This is a genomic window from Acinetobacter terrestris, from assembly GCF_004331155.1.
Classification (GTDB): Bacteria; Pseudomonadota; Gammaproteobacteria; order Pseudomonadales; family Moraxellaceae; genus Acinetobacter; species Acinetobacter terrestris.
The window spans coordinates 218,014-236,800 of the sequence record NZ_SJNZ01000001.1 but is presented as its reverse complement, the minus strand read 5'-3'; the positions used below and the strand labels follow the sequence as shown (position 1 = coordinate 236,800).

Annotated in this window: 13 protein-coding genes and 1 tRNA gene; 10 read left to right on the top strand and 4 right to left on the bottom strand. The window is 41.5% G+C overall.

Translation table 11 applies throughout. The annotated features are described in order from the left end of the window. The first annotated feature begins 322 nt into the window (after positions 1 to 322). The 3 genes from E0H81_RS01065 (at position 323) to E0H81_RS01055 (ending at position 6,360) form a co-directional block, all read left to right on the top strand. Positions 323 to 1,924, top strand: coding sequence for an isocitrate lyase (locus E0H81_RS01065; protein WP_131268090.1), 1,602 nt, complete (start codon positions 323 to 325; stop codon positions 1,922 to 1,924). A 492-nt stretch (positions 1,925 to 2,416) separates the two neighbouring features. After that, entirely contained in the window at positions 2,417 to 5,518 is a 3,102-nt protein-coding gene (locus tag E0H81_RS01060) for a multidrug efflux RND transporter permease subunit (protein WP_131315816.1), read from the top strand. Positions 5,519 to 5,769: 251 nt separating this feature from the next. After that, the gene (locus tag E0H81_RS01055; RefSeq protein ID WP_131315814.1) at positions 5,770 to 6,360 is read left to right on the top strand and encodes a DUF4112 domain-containing protein; all 591 of its coding nucleotides are present in this window, start codon (positions 5,770 to 5,772) and stop codon (positions 6,358 to 6,360) included. Between the two features lie 576 nt (positions 6,361 to 6,936). Here the strand turns inward: E0H81_RS01055 and htpX are convergent. Continuing rightward, entirely contained in the window at positions 6,937 to 7,842 is a 906-nt protein-coding gene (htpX, locus tag E0H81_RS01050; protein ID WP_131315812.1) for a protease HtpX, read from the bottom strand. Between the two features lie 145 nt (positions 7,843 to 7,987). Continuing rightward, complete coding sequence (locus E0H81_RS01045) at positions 7,988 to 8,857, bottom strand: lytic transglycosylase domain-containing protein (protein ID WP_131315810.1); 870 nt, start codon at positions 8,855 to 8,857, stop codon at positions 7,988 to 7,990. 499 nt (positions 8,858 to 9,356) lie between these two features. Here E0H81_RS01045 and ttcA point away from each other — a divergent pair, with 499 nt between their 5' ends. Both ttcA and E0H81_RS01035 read left to right on the top strand, forming a co-directional pair. After that, positions 9,357 to 10,277 (top strand): tRNA 2-thiocytidine(32) synthetase TtcA, encoded by a 921-nt coding sequence (ttcA, locus tag E0H81_RS01040; protein WP_131268085.1) that lies wholly within the window; start codon positions 9,357 to 9,359, stop codon positions 10,275 to 10,277. Between the two features lie 216 nt (positions 10,278 to 10,493). Next, entirely contained in the window at positions 10,494 to 10,877 is a 384-nt protein-coding gene (locus E0H81_RS01035) for an SCP2 sterol-binding domain-containing protein (RefSeq protein ID WP_131268084.1), read from the top strand. 59 nt (positions 10,878 to 10,936) lie between these two features. On the opposite strand, the gene E0H81_RS01030 is transcribed toward E0H81_RS01035, so the two are convergent. After that, entirely contained in the window at positions 10,937 to 12,046 is a 1,110-nt protein-coding gene (locus E0H81_RS01030) for an MltF family protein (protein WP_131315808.1), read from the bottom strand. A 364-nt stretch (positions 12,047 to 12,410) separates the two neighbouring features. Here E0H81_RS01030 and greB point away from each other — a divergent pair, with 364 nt between their 5' ends. Together greB and E0H81_RS01015 are read left to right on the top strand one after the other, a co-directional pair. Further along, positions 12,411 to 12,905, top strand: a complete 495-nt coding sequence (greB, locus tag E0H81_RS01020; RefSeq protein WP_131315806.1) for a transcription elongation factor GreB — start codon at positions 12,411 to 12,413, stop codon at positions 12,903 to 12,905. Between the two features lie 90 nt (positions 12,906 to 12,995). Next, positions 12,996 to 13,085: transfer RNA gene (locus E0H81_RS01015), tRNA-Ser, on the top strand. A 331-nt stretch (positions 13,086 to 13,416) separates the two neighbouring features. Here E0H81_RS01015 and E0H81_RS01010 read toward each other — a convergent pair. Further along, positions 13,417 to 14,382 carry a LysR substrate-binding domain-containing protein gene (locus E0H81_RS01010; protein WP_131315804.1) on the bottom strand — a complete coding sequence of 322 codons (966 nt, stop codon included), beginning with the start codon at positions 14,380 to 14,382 and terminating at the stop codon, positions 13,417 to 13,419. 248 nt (positions 14,383 to 14,630) lie between these two features. On the opposite strand from E0H81_RS01010, the gene E0H81_RS01005 reads away from it, so the two are divergent. From E0H81_RS01005 to E0H81_RS00995, 3 genes are all read left to right on the top strand, one after another. Then, complete coding sequence (locus E0H81_RS01005; RefSeq protein ID WP_131315802.1) at positions 14,631 to 15,854, top strand: acyl-CoA dehydrogenase; 1,224 nt, start codon at positions 14,631 to 14,633, stop codon at positions 15,852 to 15,854. A 234-nt stretch (positions 15,855 to 16,088) separates the two neighbouring features. After that, the gene (locus E0H81_RS01000) at positions 16,089 to 17,495 is read left to right on the top strand and encodes an MFS transporter (RefSeq protein ID WP_131315800.1); all 1,407 of its coding nucleotides are present in this window, start codon (positions 16,089 to 16,091) and stop codon (positions 17,493 to 17,495) included. Positions 17,496 to 17,539: 44 nt separating this feature from the next. Then, entirely contained in the window at positions 17,540 to 18,769 is a 1,230-nt protein-coding gene (locus tag E0H81_RS00995) for a CaiB/BaiF CoA transferase family protein (RefSeq protein WP_131315798.1), read from the top strand. Positions 18,770 to 18,787 lie beyond the last annotated feature (18 nt).

The following is an 18,787-nucleotide window of genomic DNA, read 5'->3' as shown; positions in this document are numbered from 1 at the left end:
TTTTTATTCCGCCCTATACTTAGGTCTAATGAAGAATAAAACAGCATCTTGATTGTTTGTTATACAAAAAAAGACTTTTTAGTTTTTTTAAATAATTTTTAAAATTAGTAACTTATAAAATATGGCGATAATTATAATTAGACTTTAATCTACATATTTTTTAAATAAATACTGAAGATTCTCGCAGACTATTGGATTAATTTTTTCAGTCAAACTAAGCTGTGTCCATTGCAACGAAGCGCTCTAAATCTGAACAAATCAATACTTTGCAGATTTAGTCCTTTGATTGATGAAATCCTAAAATTATATACAGGAAAATATCATGACTACATACCAAACAGCGATTGACGCAATCCGCGAATTAAAAGCAAAATTCGGCAACACTTGGCGCGATATCAGCCCAGAAGATGCTGCGCGTATGCAAATGCAAAACCAATTCAAAACTGGTTTAGACATTGCTAAATATACTGCTGCTATTATGCGTCGTGATATGGCTGAATATGATGCTGACTCTAGCAAATACACTCAATCTTTGGGTTGCTGGCACGGTTTCATCGCTCAACAAAAAATGATTGCGAACAAAAAATACTTCGGTACTACTGACAAACGCTACATCTACTTATCTGGTTGGATGGTTGCTGCACTTCGTTCAGAATTCGGTCCATTGCCTGACCAATCTATGCACGAAAAAACTTCAGTATCTGCATTGATCGAAGAAATCTACACTTTCCTTCGTCAAGCAGATGCAAAAGAATTAAACGATTTGTTCCGTGCGCTTAAAAAAGCCAACGAAGCAGGCGATACAGCTAAAGCTGCTGAAATCACTGCACAAATCGATGGTTTCCAAACTCATGTTGTACCAATTATTGCAGACATCGACGCTGGTTTCGGTAACGAAGAAGCGACTTACTTGCTTGCTAAGAAAATGATCGAAGCGGGTGCGTGTGCACTACAAATCGAAAATCAGGTTTCTGATGCGAAACAATGTGGTCACCAAGCAGGTAAAGTAACCGTTCCTCACGAAGACTTCATTTCTAAGATCCATGCACTTCGTTATGCATTCTTAGAAATGGGCGTAGAAGAAGGTATTATTGTTGCGCGTACTGACTCTGAAGGCGCTGACTTGACTCAAAAAATCCCAGTGGTTAAAGAGCCAGGTGACATCGCTTCTCAGTACATCGGTTTCTTAGACACTGTTGAAATTGATATTGCTGATGCGCAAGAAGACGAAATCTTAATCAAGCGTGATGGTAAATTACACCGTCCTAAGCGTTTACCTTCTGGTTTATATCAGTTCCGTGCTGACACGCAAATTGACCGTGTTGTACTTGACTGTGTATCTAGCTTGGAAAATGGTGCTGATTTACTTTGGATTGAAACTGCAACGCCAAACGTTGACGAAATCGCTCACATGGTTAACCGTGTACGTGAATCAGTTCCAAATGCGAAACTTGTGTATAACAACAGCCCATCATTCAACTGGACTTTAAACTTCCGTCAACAAACTTATGACCGTTATGTTGCTGAAGGTAAAGATGTATCTGCATACGACCGTGCTAAATTAATGAGCGCTGAGTATGACGAAACTGAATTGGCTGCTGATGCTGACGAAAAAGTTCGTACATTCCAAGCAGATGCTTCTCGTGAAGCGGGTGTGTTCCATCACTTGATCACACTTCCGACTTACCACACTGCAGCGCTTTCTACACATGAGCTTGCTAAAGGTTACTTCGGCGACCAAGGTATGCTTGCTTATGTTGCTGGCGTACAACGTAAAGAAATCCGCGGTACAATCGCATGTGTTAAACACCAAGCAATGGCTGGTTCTGACATCGGTGATGATCACAAAGAAATCTTCGCTGGTGACAACGCGCTTAAAGCCGGTGATGACGCTAAAAACACAATGAACCAATTCGGTGGTTAATCCTCCCGAATGATTCAAAAAGAACCCTGCGAAAGCAGGGTTTTTTTTATGGCTGATCAAAACAGAATATAAAAAAACACATCCTAAAAAGGATGAGCAGTGAAGAAATTATTGTTGTTGATACGGCTTAATCAACATGAATATTAAAAAATCATTGATATAGAGCATATGGATATGATCAGAGCATTTATGAGTTTGAGTTAAATAAAATTGCATATTCAAAGTTATGGCTTTTCTTTTTTAATGAAAATCCTTTGTGAAATAATCTAATAACAGTTGCATGCTAAAGATGGGAAAAGAAGCTTACGATAGCGGCTGATTAAATGACCTATCTTCATAGTTTCTCCTTATTTATGACGAAAAATATTTTTTCTGTTAAATATTATTGTATTTTGACTTTCAGTCACTGAATATCAATATAAATGAGCGGCCTTAGCATTAATGCTTAAGGTCTAGCAACAACATCACTCCTTTAAACTGCGATCAAGTCATATGCTGTCGAAATTTTTTATTCAACGACCTATTTTTGCCGGTGTAATGGCCATCATTGTGATGGCTTTTGGGCTTTTTGCAGTGTTGAATTTACCTGTGGAGCGCTATCCAGATATTGCACCGCCACGTATTACGGTGAGCGCCACCTATAGTGGTGCTTCAGCAGAAACCGTTGAAGAAAGTGTGACCCAGGTTTTGGAACAGCAAATCAAAGGCATTGATCATCTGCTTTATTTTAGTTCAAGTAGTGATTCATCCGGCCGTAGTCGAATCAGCATTAGTTTTGAAAATGGCACTGACCCTGATACTGCACAAGTTCAGGTACAAAATGCAATTAACGGGGTAGTGAATCGTTTACCTGAGGATGTTCAGCGTCAGGGGGTAAATGTATTCAAGTCACTTGGCGATACCCACATGGTGATTGGCTTGTACGATGCATCGGGTAAAAGTGACAATATTGCACTGTCAGATTATATGTTGACGCATTTGGAAGAAGAGCTGGCGCGCATTGAAGGGGTCGGTGAAGTTGATGTTTTTGGTTCGCAATATGCGATGCGAATTTGGCTGAACCCTTCAAAATTAAAACAATACAATTTAATGCCCAGTGATATTCGGGCAGCAATTGAAGCGCAAAATACCCAAGTGGCGGCCGGGGCAGTGGGTGACTTGCCAACCGTCAAAGATCAATATCTAAATGCTAAAGTGACGTCAGGCTCGCGCTTAAAAACGGTGCCTGAGTTTGAAAATATTATCGTTAAATCTGCCCGTGATGGCAGTTTTATCTATTTAAAAGATGTCGCCCGTATTGAGTTAGGTGCTGAAAATTATCAATCATTTAATACCATTAATGGTTTTGAATCTGCGGGGATGGGGATTTCCCTGGCATCCGGTGCCAACGCTTTAGCGACCTCGGCCTTAATTAAGACAGAAGTTGATCGTCTTTCGGCACAATTGCCTGAAGGCTATAAGCTGGTATATCCACGCGATAACACACCTTTCGTACAAGAATCGATTAAGGAAGTGGTGAAGACCCTGTTTGAAGCGGTTTTGCTGGTGATTGTGGTGATGTTTATCTTCCTGCAAAACTGGCGAGCGACCCTTATTCCCGCCATTACCGTGCCAGTGGTCATTCTAGGCACCATGGCGGTACTGTATGTGCTGGGCATGAGTATTAACACCTTAACTTTATTTGCCTTGGTACTGGCGATTGGACTTCTGGTTGATGATGCGATTGTAGTGGTTGAAAACGTCGAACGCTTGATGCATGAGAAGCAATTAACAGCGAAGCAAGCGTCGATCGAGTCCATGCAAGAAATTAGTGGTGCATTGATCGGGATTACACTGGTGCTGACTGCGGTATTTATTCCCATGGCATTTTTTAGTGGCTCGACCGGAGTGATTTACCGCCAGTTTTCAATTACCTTGGTTTCAGCCATGGCTTTATCTCTGGCTGTCGCGCTGATTCTAACGCCTGCTTTATGTGCGCTGATTTTAAAGCCTAATCCACAACCGGCTAAATGGGCGCTGTGGTTTAATCAAAAGTTGGATAGTTTAAAACATCGTTATCTTAAATTGTCGAATCTGACTATTCAGCATAAAGCCATTTGCTTAGTCGTTTTTGCTGCACTGATCAGTGTTTTTGCTTTGTTTTATCGCGCCTTACCGACCAGTTTTATTCCCAGTGAAGATCAGGGCATATTAAGCGTACAGTTTAAATTGGTCGATGGTGCACCCATGTCGAAAAGCCGTGAAATAGGGGAACAAGTTCGACAATATTTTCTGGAAAATGAAAAAGACAACGTAAATTTGGTGATGATTCGCTATGGGCGTAACTTTTCTGGAACAGGGCAAAATCTGGGGCAAGGATTTATTGCCTTAAACCATTGGGATGAGCGTTCTGGAAAAGAGAATTCAGCGCAAGCCATTCGTGAGCGTGCTTTAAAACATTTCAAAAAAAATCCCAATGCACAAATTAATGTCAGCATGCCATCTTCGGTCAGTGGTTTAGGTCAAACCGATGGATTGGATTTTTGGATTCGCGATGTGAATGGTCAGGGACGTCAATTTCTGGACACTCAATTTAAGCAACTGCAGGAACAGGCAAAGCAATATTCTACTTTTGAAAATCTGGATAAGCGTTCCAATCCGGATAAAGCCGAACTGAAAGTCAATGTTGACCAGAAACTGGCCATGGCCAATGGACTGTCGCAATCTGCCATTAACAGTACCTTGTCCAGTGCTTGGGGCGGCAGTTATATCAATGACTTTATTGACCGCGGCCGGATTAAGCGCGTGATGATGCAGGGTGATGCCGAATTCCGTTCCAAGCCTGAAGATTTACAGTACTGGTATGTACGCAATGATCTGAACCAGATGGTGTCATTTAGCAATTTTGCCAATGTGACCTGGAGCGGTGGCCCTGAAGTGGTGAACCGCTATATGGGCTATACCGCACTACAGATGGAAGCCGATACCGCAAAAGATGTGAGCTCGGGTCTGGCTATGCAAGATGTTGCCAAACTGGTCGGGCAGCAACCGGGTATTGATGTGGCATGGAGCGGTTTATCTTATGAAGAAAAGCAATCCAGTAATCAGGCGATGTTACTTTACCTGATCTCGATTGGCTTTATTTTCCTCTGTCTGGCTGCACTTTATGAAAGCTGGTCTATTCCTACCGCTGTGATGAGTGCCATTCCTTTAGGGATCGGCGGGAATATCCTGTTTAGCTATTTTGTCGGTTTCCCCAATGACATTTATTTCCAGATTGCATTACTCACCACCATTGGCTTGTCCTGTAAAAATGCCATTTTAATTGTAGAGTTTGCCTCACTGGCTCAAGCGCAAGGACGCAGTGTCATTGAAGCTGCTTTGGAAGGTGCAAGCTTGCGTTTGCGCCCGATTCTCATGACATCACTTGCCTTTGGCGCAGGGGTGATTCCACTGGTGTTTGCCTTTGGTGCAGGGGCGGCCAGTCGCCAGGAAATCGGAGTCAGTGTTTTAGGTGGCGTAATTTTTGCGACCATATTGGTGCTGATTTTTATTCCATTTATGTATGTCCTGATCCGGACTTTATTTAAGGGCAAAGCTCAACAGGAATCTTGAGCGCTATTCATCACATCAATAGGCATTATATTAATGATGCTTATTGGTGGTGGATCTGCATTAAATGAGCATGATGCAAGAGTCGGGTGATAGACGCTTATATGAATCAATAATAGTGTTCTGGCTATGAATCCTGATTGGTTATTACAGCGCATTAAACTGCTTTATTAATCATATCGATACACAGCAACAAGACAAGATATGATGTAATCTCAAGTGTTTAGATAATGCTTTCCTTGGAATTAAGGCTTATGCCAGAGCAACAACAAAAAAAACTTAGCCAGCAAGAAGTGGTGCGTCTAGAGCGGGATTTGGCCAAGTTTGCCAATATGATGGACTCGGTGGTACGGATTCCATTTACCAAGCAGGGGGTTGGTGCGGATGCCGCATTAAGTACTATTCCCGTTGCCGGAGATGTCGCAGGATTTGTATTGACCTGCTATGCCATTTATAAAGCCAAGCAAATAGGGGTGCCACAAAGCAAGCTCAATCCAGTGATCAAACTGGCCATGATGGATGCTGTAGTTGGTTTTATCCCTGTGGTTGGAACGGTTTTTGATATTTTTATTCGTCCAAGCCGTAAAGCTTTAACGATTGTGCATGAGCATATTCGCGAAGAATATCAGATCCGCAGTGATTCCCATGTGGTTCATCCATTTTTGCATGAGAGCCTGGAGCATAAACAGCAGAGCTCAGCCTTCTGGCGCAATCCTGTGGTGGCCTGGTTGTGGTTACATATTCCTGACCTTTTGGGCGCAATCGTTTTAGTGTTGATATTAATAGCAATGTGGTTTAGTTTGAGCTGGTTATGGCAATGGTTTCAAGGACTGAATGCTTTTTGATTTTGCTCGCTGAGATTTATAACGAAGAATTGATGGATAAAAACGCTGGCTAAGAACTATGGAAAAGGGCTATGGATAAAAGCTATGAATTATATTGCTGCGAATTTAGCAGCGATCAATTTTAACGTTACATCTAATTTTTATCGCATGCTGGGTTTGCAATCGGTCTATCACTCTAATCAATAGATCTCTTTCATAAATCAAAAAATGATCGTTGGTCTATTTATATCTAAATAGATATTGAAGCCCTTTCTCCCTCTGGGATGAGAAGCATTGCTTTGCAGGAGAATGAGGGTGTTTTTATAGAAACCTCTCCCTGAGGAGCATGCTCCGCAAGTCTTCTACAAGGAGAGGGAATTTCCTTTGTAGTGATTAAAAAAATGATTTATGAAAGAGCTCTAATAGATAATTCTGAATAGAGGACGTTTAAGTCTGGAATTTTTTTCATCATCCAGAACTCGGTCTTAAAAGCTCGTGGCATAGTGCGTGTTACGTTGGATTCAACAGCATTAAAAAAGCCTCCATGTGGAGGCTTTTTTCATATCAATTTAATCAAACGATATTTTTAATTAAATCTTATGGGCAGTTTAACTGATGTAGTGCAGCCACACGTTGTTCAATGGTTGGGTGAGTTTGGAACAAAGCGGCTAGGCTGAAACCTTGTTCCTTACCTTCCGCAATTGCAAATGCTTTCATTTCTTTAGGCATTTGATCAGGCAGTTCTGATTCTGCTTGTAAACGTAACAATGCTGAAATCATGGCTTGTTTGCCGGCTAAACGTGCACCTGCTTCATCGGCACGATATTCACGCTGACGTGAGAACCACATCACGATAGAAGATGCCAGAATACCAAACACAATATCCAGTACGATGGTAATCCCGAAGTAAGCCAGTCCCGGTGCTTCGCCGTCTTCACGACCAAATACGTTGCGGTCAATAAAATCACCGACGACACGTGCAAAGAACATCACAAAGGCATTGACGACACCCTGAATCAGGGCAAGAGTCACCATATCGCCATTGGCAACGTGACCAATTTCATGCGCAAGTACCGCACGAAGTTCATCTTTGTTCATTCGTTCGAGTAAACCCGTTGAAACGGCTACTAAAGCGTCGTTTTTGTTCCAACCTGTTGCAAAAGCATTGGACTGGTAAGAAGGGAAGATCCCCACTTCTGGCATATTAATACCAGCGCGTTGCGACAATTGCGCAATTTCTTGTAATAACCATGCTTCTGCTTGATTACGAGGCGCGTTGGGATCAATAAGCTCTGTCCCTGTGGTTTTTTTCGCCATCCATTTTGACATGAACAGGGAAATGATAGAACCAACCATACCAAAGACAAAACAGATGACCATTAGGTTGCCAAGATTTAAGCCACCCGCGCCATGGTAACTACCGACACCGAAGAGTGACAAAATAATGCCAGCTACAACCAGTACCGCGAGGTTGGTAAGCAAGAACAAACCAATCCGCATCATTGAGAGAATCCTCTTATAATAAAAAAATAATCTGATTTATGAATCAAAAATCATCGTAGTAAATATGAGGTGTAAGTCTTAAAAATTCAAGGAGAAAAATAAGTAATTCTGGGGGGGGCAGGCAGATTTCAAACAATCAACACGATTAGTCGGTAATTGAAATTTTCGCAGAAGCCGTGGCATGTGCCGTGGCAAACGAGCCTATAGGAGCATCGGTAAAACTACCGTCAGCGGCCATAATGATTTGGCGCTGCGCACTATAATGTGGTGTAGCGTTCGATGCTGTTGACTCATCAGAATTAGATTGCGCGATAATTCTTGCATTTTCAGTCGGGGCATTATTGCTTGAAGTTGAACTGCTGGCAATTCCATTTGAGTACAAGTTGCTATAACGGCTGCTGACCCGTCTTACATAATCTTGGGTTTCTTTAAACGGGGGAATGCCGCCATATTTTGCAACATTTCCTTCACCGGCATTATAGCTGGCCAAAACCAGTGAAGTATTACCGTTAAAGCGTTTCATCAGCCAAGACAAATATTTTGCCCCAGCCATAATATTTTGCTGGGGATCATAGGCATTTGAAACATTAAAGCGTCGCGCCGTGGCAGGCATCAGTTGCATCAATCCTTGTGCACCGACAGGCGAGCGCGCATTGACATTAAAGCCGGATTCAGTATGCATGACTGCTTTAATCAAGCCTTCAGAAATACCGTGTTGTGCAGCAGCCTGTTTAATGATGTGGTCAAAGGCATTTTTATTACGGCTATAGCTGGGCAATACCGAAGCTTCAGATGAGCCCCAGTTGCTATAACTATGCATATTGCTATCAGGATAATAGGTTTTCTTTTCAACTTTTAAATGACTGTAACGGCCCTGTTTATTAGTGAGTAGGGTCGTGCCATTTGATTCTTTTAGCTGATAGATGGTTTGGCCGGCATGACTGGTCGCTGCAACAGAACCAGCTGTCACACACCCCAAAAAATAAAGTCCCATGCTTACAATGTTATTTTTCATTTTTTTATAGAGAAAAAAATCTGATCTAAACAGTTCAACAGGAGTTTAACAAAAAAAAACAGAATAAAAAGCATTGTGTAACTTATTTCTCTGCAAGTTTGTAAAAAGCAAGTGTTAATTGCAGAGATAGTAATCAAAAAAATATTTAATTTTTTTTAATCAGGATAACTTGACACTATTAAGCCATTGATTTTTATAAATAATAAAATTGATCAAAAAATGATCAATTTAAATAGAAGCCTTAAACAATAGGTCAGACACCTTGTCAAGCCTTTTGAAATCCACAAAGTTATCCACAGGTTTTGTGGACAACTGTGGAAAAGTACAATTGGTAAGCATCATGAACAAAATTTGAACTGCATCGTCCAAAATAACATAGGGCTGATTACATGAAAATGACAACAATAATCAATTTTCAGAAATTACATTCTTTTGGTGCGATGTGAGGCCAGATCGGATAAAATTGCGCGGTATTTTTATTTATGGGTAAATCTCGTCTATGTACTCGCCAGTTGAGTCCGAACAAGGATTTAATTTCAAACCAGAACTGCCAACAAGTTCGGCATATTACCGTTTGTTGAAAAAGCTTCGCCGCCAAGTCGGTCATGCCATTCGTGATTTTAAAATGCTCGAAGAAGGTGACAAGGTGATGGTATGCATTTCTGGTGGTAAAGACAGTTATACCTTGCTCGACATTATGTTGCAGTTTAAACGTATTGCACCCATAAATTTCGATGTCGTTGCGGTGAACCTTGACCAAAAGCAGCCGGGTTTTCCTGAAGATGTCTTGCCACGTTATTTGGAAGAAAATAACATTCCATATTACATTCTGGAAAAAGACACCTACAGCATTACCAAAAAACTGACTCCTGAAGGTAAAACGTATTGTGCAGTGTGCTCGCGTTTACGTCGTGGTTCGTTATATGGCTTTGCTCAAGAAATTGGCGCGACTAAGGTGGCTTTAGGTCATCACCGTGATGACATTATGGCGACCTTCTTCTTGAACTTGTTCCATGGCGGCAGCTTAAAAGCCATGCCACCAAAACTCTTGTCATCTGACAAGAAGAATATCCTGATTCGTCCACTGGCTTATGTGGAAGAAAAAGACATCATCAAGTATGCAGAAATGCGTCAGTTCCCGATTATTCCGTGTAACTTATGTGGTTCACAGGAAAATCTGCAGCGCGCAATGATCAACAATATGCTGCGTGAATGGGATGCGCAATATCCGAAGCGTTTACACAGTATTTTTGGTGCCATGCAAAACGTATCGCCGTCACAATTGGCCGATCGTGAACTGTTTGACTTTGAAGCTTTAGATGAGCAACGTGAAATTGATTTCACCGCGAGCTGTTCTACAGAAGATGAAGCGCAAAGCAAACGTATCAATATGGTGAATTTAGGTTTCGCTGCTGAATAATGGTGATGCTAGACACCAGTTTTAGAATTGGTGTCTATTTTATATATTTGATTTAGTTAAGTAATGTATTAAAAATATAAAAATTGAACGTATCGTGCAAAAAACCTTAAGCAGAAAACAATTTTACATGCTATAACAAGCGTCAAGCATAAATAGCTTCACAAAGATGTTGTCTGGATAGGCGACACAAATGAACGAATAAATTGAGGAAAGATCATGCCTACCTTTTTAACTGATGATTGGTTTTCAACTGTAGATAGCTTAACTGCTCAAGCGGGTGATTTAAACTTGCCACCTGCACTTGCAAATTTGGCAATTAACTTAGTAGTGACAGAATCAGAAGGCAATACAGAATTGTCTTTGGATGGTGGTGCAATTAAAAAAGGTCTATCTCCAAATGCCAAAACCACTTTGAATATGGATGGTGAAACCCTTCGTAAAGTGTTCCTGGAATTTGATATGGCGGCTGCAATGCAAGCATTCATGACCGGCAAAATTAAAGTTCAAGGCGATATGTCGCAATTGATGGCTTTACAAACTGCCAAGCCAAGCCAAGAACAAAAAGATTTATTCAAGAAAGTGCTTGAGCAAACCACTTAAGAACTTTTAAGCATAAAAAAAGCTTACCCTTGGGTAAGCTTTTTTTATATTCGAAGATATTAAATATTCACTAACTGTGTAGTTTTAATATGTTCTAAATAAGAGCGGATACGCGTCACATACTGTACCGCTTGACGGTAACGGCCATTGCTGGCTTTGTTACGGTCTAAATAACTATACAGATTGACCCAGTTATTGGGGTTTTTGCCTTGTGCACGAATTCGTTTCTGAATATTGTTTACTGCACCCGGCCCCATGTTATAAGCCACAAGTGCATACCAGTTACGGTCAGGATAAGGCACATCAGAATAACGACTCAACATCTGGTCATAATATTTAGCGCCACCTTCAATACTTTGCGCAGGGTCAGTTCGGTTACTTACACCCATTGCTTTTGCTGTACTGTTGGTCAGCATCATCAAACCACGAACGCCGGTAGGCGAAACAGAATTAGGTTTCAGATACGACTCCTGATAACCAATTGCTGCCAATAGGTGCCAATCTAAATCGTATTTTGCTGCAGTATTTTTAAAACTGGCTTTATAAATCGGCATACGCTGATTTAGATCACGCTGAATACTATCCCATGACTCTTCTTTAACCGCATTTTGGTTATAGAATGAAGCCAATTGACGAATCGAGCCGGACTGTTTGCCCCGACAGACAAAACCACTTGCCGTTTGTGTGAGTGGATCATCCGCGTGCTTAAATACCCAATTCAGGCTGGTATTTAGGCCATTTTGTTGCAAGCTGCCGATATCACCGCAGGTTGCGGAAAAAGAAGTCAGACGTTTTTGCTCAATTGAACGGACGTCTGCTGTCGTCATGGCAAAGTTTGCTTTACCTTGCGATACCCATTTTAGTGCTGTGGCGTTATCAGGCACAGTCTTAAACACCAGTTTGACGTTTAAGCTGTTGGCATAGTTACGCGCGAGGTCATAACCAAAACCATGTAAGTGGGAGCCATCTTTAAATACTGTGGTTGAATTTTCAACTGAAACAACGGTGAGTTGCTTGCCGTTAACGACAGAATCGTATTGGTACGATTTACTTGCATTAATACTGTGAAATGGAATTAACAGGGTACTGAACGCAAGAATTTTTAATGAGAGAGAAGATTTTAAAGAGTTAAGGCAAAGCCTCACCCCAGAAGTTGAACTACTGTGCATGTTGTCTCCGCTACAAGTAATTTATGCCCTAAAAAGCAAAGGCGCACATGCCTCAAGCTCTTTCAAGTTTGATAAATTCAATAAGGGTTGGGCAGTCATGACGTCATTCAAAATGACATTGGATTAAAAGGAGAATAATGTAGAATTTCTACATAGATTAAAAAATAGACGATTTAAAAACATGCGCGCATAATAAGGGTGAAAAATAGACTTGTCAAATTTTGTACGAAACTTTTTAGAAATATGTAACATAAAGATTTAATTTAATTGAAGAATTAATTTTATAAACTTTAGTTGTGTGTAAATAGCGGATAAAATAGATCATTCTTGTAAGCGAATTGTAAGCCCAATATCAAAAAATACTATGAAATCTAACTTAATTACACGTTCTGGACATGACAAACTGGTCGCAGAATTACAGCATTTGTGGCATGAAGAACGACCAGAAATTACCCAAAAAGTGAACTGGGCGGCGAGTCTCGGCGACCGTAGTGAAAACGCTGATTATCAATATAATAAACAAATTTTACGTAAGATTGACCGTCGGGTTCGTTACCTGGGCAAGCGTTTAGAAGAGCTTAAAATTATTGATTTTTCACCTGAACAAGAGGGTAAGGTGTATTTTGGGGCCTGGGTGGATATTGAGAATGAGGAAGGTGAACAAAAAACCTTACGTGTGGTTGGTGTAGATGAAATTTATGATCATCATCCGCAGCATATTTCAATTGATTCGCCTATGGCACGTGCTTTACTCGGAAAACAAGTGGATGATGAAGTTGAGGTGCTGACCCCTTTAGGCAAGAAACAGTGGTATATCAATGAAATTCGTTATGAAAAGCCTGAAAATTCAGTAAATTAATCTATTTTGACTTTATTTTAATCACTCGGTAAGAAAAAAGCATAAAAGTGTTTGCCAAGATGGGTTTTTATTTATATCATAGCCGCCATTGGAAGCGTGGCAGAGCGGTTTAATGCACCGGTCTTGAAAACCGACGAGGGTGCGAGTCCTCCGTGAGTTCGAATCTCACCGCTTCCGCCAAATTCAAAACCCCGATCATTGATCGGGGTTTTTTATTGTCTAAAATTTTTTTCATAAAAAAACTAAAGTATAGATGAAGAAGAAAGTTGGATAAATTTGTGCATATCCATCGGGTAAAAATGACTTCAAAGATTAAATGTAAACGTCCTTAAGCGGATGCATATTGAGAGTTGATTATTAAGATTTGCAAATGATTGCAGAAAGGAAAGATTGCTTCACACAGTGCAAATACATATTTTATTATGATCCAAAATTAATACTTAAAAAACACGACTTCAATTCATCATAGATATCGCAGTTGAACTAAATCAAAGCATAGAAATAAGCTTTTTTATTCTTCTATATTTCTATCATTATGATGAGTTGATGAAAGCAATAATTCCTGCTGAATCCAGTCGATAAATTTTTGGATCAGAAGAGAGGACTCTTGACTGGAATGCACTAAATAATAAGAACGGCTTCCTTCGAGTTTTTTACTGGATGCAATGACCAATTCTTTGTTGTGCAATTCTGAGTTAATCAGTATTTGTGGAATGAGCGCCATGCCCATGGATTGCTTGGCTGCAACCGCTAACATGGAGAACAGTTCATGCCGATGGCCATCATAAGATTTTGGATGAAATATTTGATGGGTTTTAAACCATTCATGCCAAATGGTCGGGCGGGTGGTTTGTTGTAACAGTGGAAGCTGGATGAGCTGTTCAGGACTTAAATCATAACTATATTCATTGATCATTTGTGCATCTGGAAAATTTTTTAAAATAAGCTGAGGGGAGCAAACAGCAATCAGGTCTTCTTTCATTAGGTAATGGGTTTGTACACCTGGCCAGTGTGCAATTTGTTGTGGTGTTCCGGCATATATGGCGGCATCAAATATCGTTTCATTAAAGAGAAAGGGTTTGGTGCTGGTTTCCAAATGCACGGTAATTTCAGGGTAAATTTCATTAAAGCGGTGCAGTTTAGGAAGTAGCCAGCAGGTTGCAAAAGTTGGAACCACGCCTAATCTTAGCGTTCCCCCTAGCCCTTTGTGCGCCATAATGTCTAAAGTGCTTTGCTCCAGACCCAATAAATAGGGTTTGATCAGACTGTAATATTGCTGTCCTGCAAGGGTGAGTTCGACGCCATGCCGGGTGCGGGTGAACAATTCAAGTTTAAGGAATTGTTCGAGTTGCTGAATTTGCCGCGACACTGCACTTTGAGTAATACACAGTTCTTGTGAAGCATGCGTATAACTGGCATGTTTAGCTGCAGACTCAAAACACAACAAACCTTGTAAAGATGGGATATGACGACGCATAGATAAATCCTTTTATCTGAACCAGATATTTTAAAATGGCATAGGAAGATGCGAAACCCATTCAACTTTAGTCTAAAAATCGAATAATGTCCGATAAATACAGATGCCAAATCCATTGTTAGCTATCTGCTTCAAATAAGATATGCGTAAATGGTATATCTGCATGCAAATTTATCGTTTGAAAGAATCATTTTTCCGCCCTAGCATCGAGTCAGATAAATAGAACATGATATCGAGCAGAGGAAGCGATGAATCAAATGATTAATATGAAAAAAACAGCAAAAGTTCAATTCAACTGGCAAGACCCGTTTTTAATTGAGCAGCAACTCACAGAAGAAGAGCGCATGATCCGTGATTCTGCCCATGCCTATTGCCAGGGCAAATTATTGCCTCGCGTACTTGAACAGTTCCGTCATGAAAAAACTGATGCTTCCATTTTCCGCGAGATGGGTGAGTTGGGCTTATTAGGCCCAACGATTCCTGAACAATACGGAGGTGCAGGCTTAAACTATGTCAGCTATGGCCTGGTGGCACGTGAAATTGAATATGTCGATTCAGGCTACCGTTCCATGGCCAGTGTACAAAGCTCGCTGGTGATGGTGCCGATTAATGAATTTGGCTCGGAAGAACAGAAACAGAAATACTTGCCAAAACTGGCGACTGGTGAATACATCGGCTGTTTCGGTTTGACTGAACCGGATCATGGTTCTGACCCAGGCAGCATGATTAGCCGTGCCAAAAAGGTCGATGGTGGTTATCGTTTAAGTGGCGCTAAAATGTGGATTACCAACAGTCCAATCGCAGATGTTTTTGTGGTCTGGGCCAAGGAAGTGTCTGCTGAGGGCAATGTTGGTGATATTCGCGGCTTTATTTTAGAGAAAGGTTGGGAAGGACTGTCAGCTCCCGCAATTCACGGCAAGGTTGGCTTGCGTGCCTCGATTACCGGTGAAATCGTGATGGATAACGTATTTGTACCGGAAGAGAATTCCTTTCCGGAAGTACGTGGCTTAAAAGGTCCGTTTACCTGCCTGAACAGTGCGCGTTACGGTATCGCTTGGGGTGCGATGGGAGCCGCAGAATTCTGCTGGCATACTGCACATCAATACACCATGGACCGTAAACAGTTTGGTCGTCCACTCGCTGCCAATCAGTTGATCCAGAAGAAACTGGCCGACATGCAGACAGAGATTGCACTTGGCTTACAGGTTGCCTTGCGTTTTGGCCGTATGAAAGATGAAGGCATTGCTTCGGTTGAGGGCACATCACTGATCAAGCGCAACAACTGTGGCAAGGCGCTGGACATTGCACGACTTGCGCGTGACATGCTCGGCGGAAACGGCATTAGCGATGAGTTTGGTGTGGCGCGTCATCTGGTCAATCTGGAAGTGGTGAATACCTATGAAGGTACTCATGATGTGCATGCCCTGATTTTAGGTCGTGCGCAGACCGGCATCGCTGCATTCGGTAACTAATTTAGTTCTTCAATTCAGGATGCTCATTCGTGGGCATCCTAGAGACGTTTTGTCTTGAAAAAATTAATAATTAACTTTAAGTAAAGGATTCATCGTGAAAAATTCTTGTAAGTCTGTACATTTTCAAGCTTAAAGTTCAAACGGAATGATAGAAAAATAATAAAGAATCTCAGGTAAATGTAGAGAAAGAATAGGACTGCCGATGACTCATTTGGGAAAATGAGGGATATGGAAATGAATAATGATATACAGGCTGGAGCAGGAACGCTCAGCAGAAAATTACCATCCAATGTAGGTACAGTACATCGCATTCATAAAAACACTTGGAAAATTGCATTTGTCTTTGCATTTATTTCACTGGTAATTGATGGTGTTGACATCATGCTATTGTCATTCAGCCTAACCAGTTTAAAAGCTGAGTTTGGACTGACTTCATTTCAAGCGGGGATGCTGGGAAGTTCATCACTTGCTGGAATGGCGCTGGGTGGTATTACCGGTGGATGGGCATGTGACAAATTTGGCCGGGTAAAAACCATTGCCTGGTCTGTGGTTTTCTTTTCAATCATGACCTGTATTTTGGGCTTCACCCAAACTTATGAGCAATTCATGATTCTGCGCTTTATTGGTGCCTTTGGCTTGGGTTCGCTCTACATGGCGTGTAATACGCTCATGGCAGAATATGTTCCCACCAAGTACCGTACTACTGTTTTGGGTACCTTGCAGACAGGTCAAACGATTGGTTATATCGTGGCAACTTTGTTGGCAGGAGCTATTATTCCTGATCATGGCTGGCGTATGCTGTTTTATGTGACCATTGTTCCGGCTGCCTTCGCACTTATTTTCATGCGTTTTGTTCCTGAACCTGCATCTTGGCAGGAAGCAAAAATAGAACAATTTAAACGTAAAGAGTTGAAAATTGAGCCTGCCAGTGAAGCCCTCACTGCTAAAGTTCCTTCTGAAAGTGTTTATAAGCGTATTTTTGGACATACCCAGCACCGCAAAATGTTCCTGTTATGGATGAGCACAGCTGCTTTTTTGCAGTTCGGCTACTACGGTGTCAATAACTGGATGCCAACCTATTTAGAAACCGAACTGAATATGAACTTTAAGGCATTAACAGGCTATATGGTCGGTGCATATACAGCGATGATTCTCGGTAAAATTATTGCCGGCTATGCGGCAGACAAATTGGGTCGTCGGGCAACTTTTGTTTTTGGTACAGTTGCAACGGCTGCATTTTTACCCGTCATTATCTTTTTTAACACGCCAACCAATATTGCCTATCTGTTAATTACCTTTGGATTCCTTTACGGAATCCCGTACGGTGTAAATGCAACTTACATGGCGGAAACCTTCTCGACCGATGTACGCGGAACAGCCATTGGCGGTGCATATAACATGGGGCGTCTGGGCGCTGCCATTGCGCCTGCCACCATCGGGATTATCGCGGCTGGCGGGTCGTTCACCATGGCATTTATTGTGATGGGTGCTGCCTACTTTATTGCGGGTGTGATTCCAGGCTTGTTTATTCGTGAACGCCAATATGACCCACAGCAATCTTCATTGGTCACCGCCACAGATACAGAAGAGAATACACCGAGCAGCGTGGCCACAACCAACAAAACAATTACCGCTAAATAATAAAAAGAGCCAGCAGCATTTTCTGCTGGTTTTTGGAGTAGAACATGGGTGCATTACAAGGAATTCGCGTTTTAGATTTAAGCCGTGTACTGGCAGGTCCATGGTGTGGCCAGATTCTGGCAGATCTTGGTGCAGAAGTGATTAAGATTGAGCGTCCAAAAGTGGGTGATGATACCCGCATGTGGGGACCACCGTGGATGCTGGATAATCAAGGCACTGCAACACGCGAATCAGGTTATTATCAATGTGCCAATCGCAATAAATATTCGGTTGCAATAGATATTGCAAGTGAACAGGGTCAGGAACTGATTCGAGAAATTGCCAAAACCGCCGATGTGGTGATTGAAAACTATAAAGCCGGTTCATTGGGAAAATACGGTTTAGATTATGCGTCTTTAAATCAGCTTAATCCGAACTTGGTTTATTGCTCGATTACCGGATTTGGCCAAACAGGGCCACGTGCTGAAGAACCGGGTTATGACTTTATCATTCAAGGCATGTCAGGGTTGATGAGCATTACTGGTGAAAAGGACGAATTGCCGGGTGGGGGCGCGCAAAAAGTCGGTGTTGCTGTGGTCGATATACAAACAGGCTTGTATGCAACCGTTGCTATTCAGGCGGCTTTATTGGCACGTCAACATATCGGTCGTGGTCAATATATCGATTTATCTTTATTAGACGTACAGGTGGCTACACTGGCCAATCAGGGTATGAATTATTTAACTTCGGGTATTGCTCCAAAGCGTATGGGAAATAACCATCCGAATATCGTGCCGTATCAAACCTTTAAGGCCAAAGATAAAGAATTTATTATTGCCTGTGGCAATGACAAACAGTTTAAAGATTTGTGTATTGCGATTGGGTTGCCTGAATTATTGGAAGATAAAAAGTTCCAACGTAATCAGGATCGGGTTAAACATCGTGATGAATTGATTCCTTTATTGTCTGAATATTTCTTGGCTAAAAATGCCGAAGATTGGGTCACTGCAATTCATGCGGTAAAAGTACCGGTCGGGGTGATTAACTCGATAGAAGATGCATTGAATGAGCCGCAAATTCAATCGCGTGACATGGTGGTGGATGTCGCACATCCATTAAATAATCAATTTAAAATGATCGGTTCACCGATTAAATTATCCGATACACCGGTTGAATATAAGCATGCTGCGCCGCAGTTAGGGGAACATACTGAAAAAGTTTTATCGCAGTTTAAAAGTTCAGATGAATTAAGAGCTTTAAAGGCGCAGGGTATTATTGATGGAAAAGTAGCTTAGTTAAGGTTGTTGACTATT

Bases quoted from the DNA above. Each gene is read 5' to 3' on its own strand.
- E0H81_RS01065 (WP_131268090.1), top strand. From the start codon at position 323: ATGACTACATACCAAACAGCGATTGACGCAATCCGCGAATTAAAAGCA.
- E0H81_RS01060 (WP_131315816.1), top strand. From the start codon at position 2,417: ATGCTGTCGAAATTTTTTATTCAACGACCTATTTTTGCCGGTGTAATG.
- E0H81_RS01055 (WP_131315814.1), top strand. From the start codon at position 5,770: ATGCCAGAGCAACAACAAAAAAAACTTAGCCAGCAAGAAGTGGTGCGT.
- htpX (WP_131315812.1), bottom strand. From the start codon at position 7,842: ATGATGCGGATTGGTTTGTTCTTGCTTACCAACCTCGCGGTACTGGTT.
- E0H81_RS01045 (WP_131315810.1), bottom strand. From the start codon at position 8,857: ATGAAAAATAACATTGTAAGCATGGGACTTTATTTTTTGGGGTGTGTG.
- ttcA (WP_131268085.1), top strand. From the start codon at position 9,357: ATGTACTCGCCAGTTGAGTCCGAACAAGGATTTAATTTCAAACCAGAA.
- E0H81_RS01035 (WP_131268084.1), top strand. From the start codon at position 10,494: ATGCCTACCTTTTTAACTGATGATTGGTTTTCAACTGTAGATAGCTTA.
- E0H81_RS01030 (WP_131315808.1), bottom strand. From the start codon at position 12,046: ATGCACAGTAGTTCAACTTCTGGGGTGAGGCTTTGCCTTAACTCTTTA.
- greB (WP_131315806.1), top strand. From the start codon at position 12,411: ATGAAATCTAACTTAATTACACGTTCTGGACATGACAAACTGGTCGCA.
- E0H81_RS01010 (WP_131315804.1), bottom strand. From the start codon at position 14,382: ATGCGTCGTCATATCCCATCTTTACAAGGTTTGTTGTGTTTTGAGTCT.
- E0H81_RS01005 (WP_131315802.1), top strand. From the start codon at position 14,631: ATGAATCAAATGATTAATATGAAAAAAACAGCAAAAGTTCAATTCAAC.
- E0H81_RS01000 (WP_131315800.1), top strand. From the start codon at position 16,089: ATGAATAATGATATACAGGCTGGAGCAGGAACGCTCAGCAGAAAATTA.
- E0H81_RS00995 (WP_131315798.1), top strand. From the start codon at position 17,540: ATGGGTGCATTACAAGGAATTCGCGTTTTAGATTTAAGCCGTGTACTG.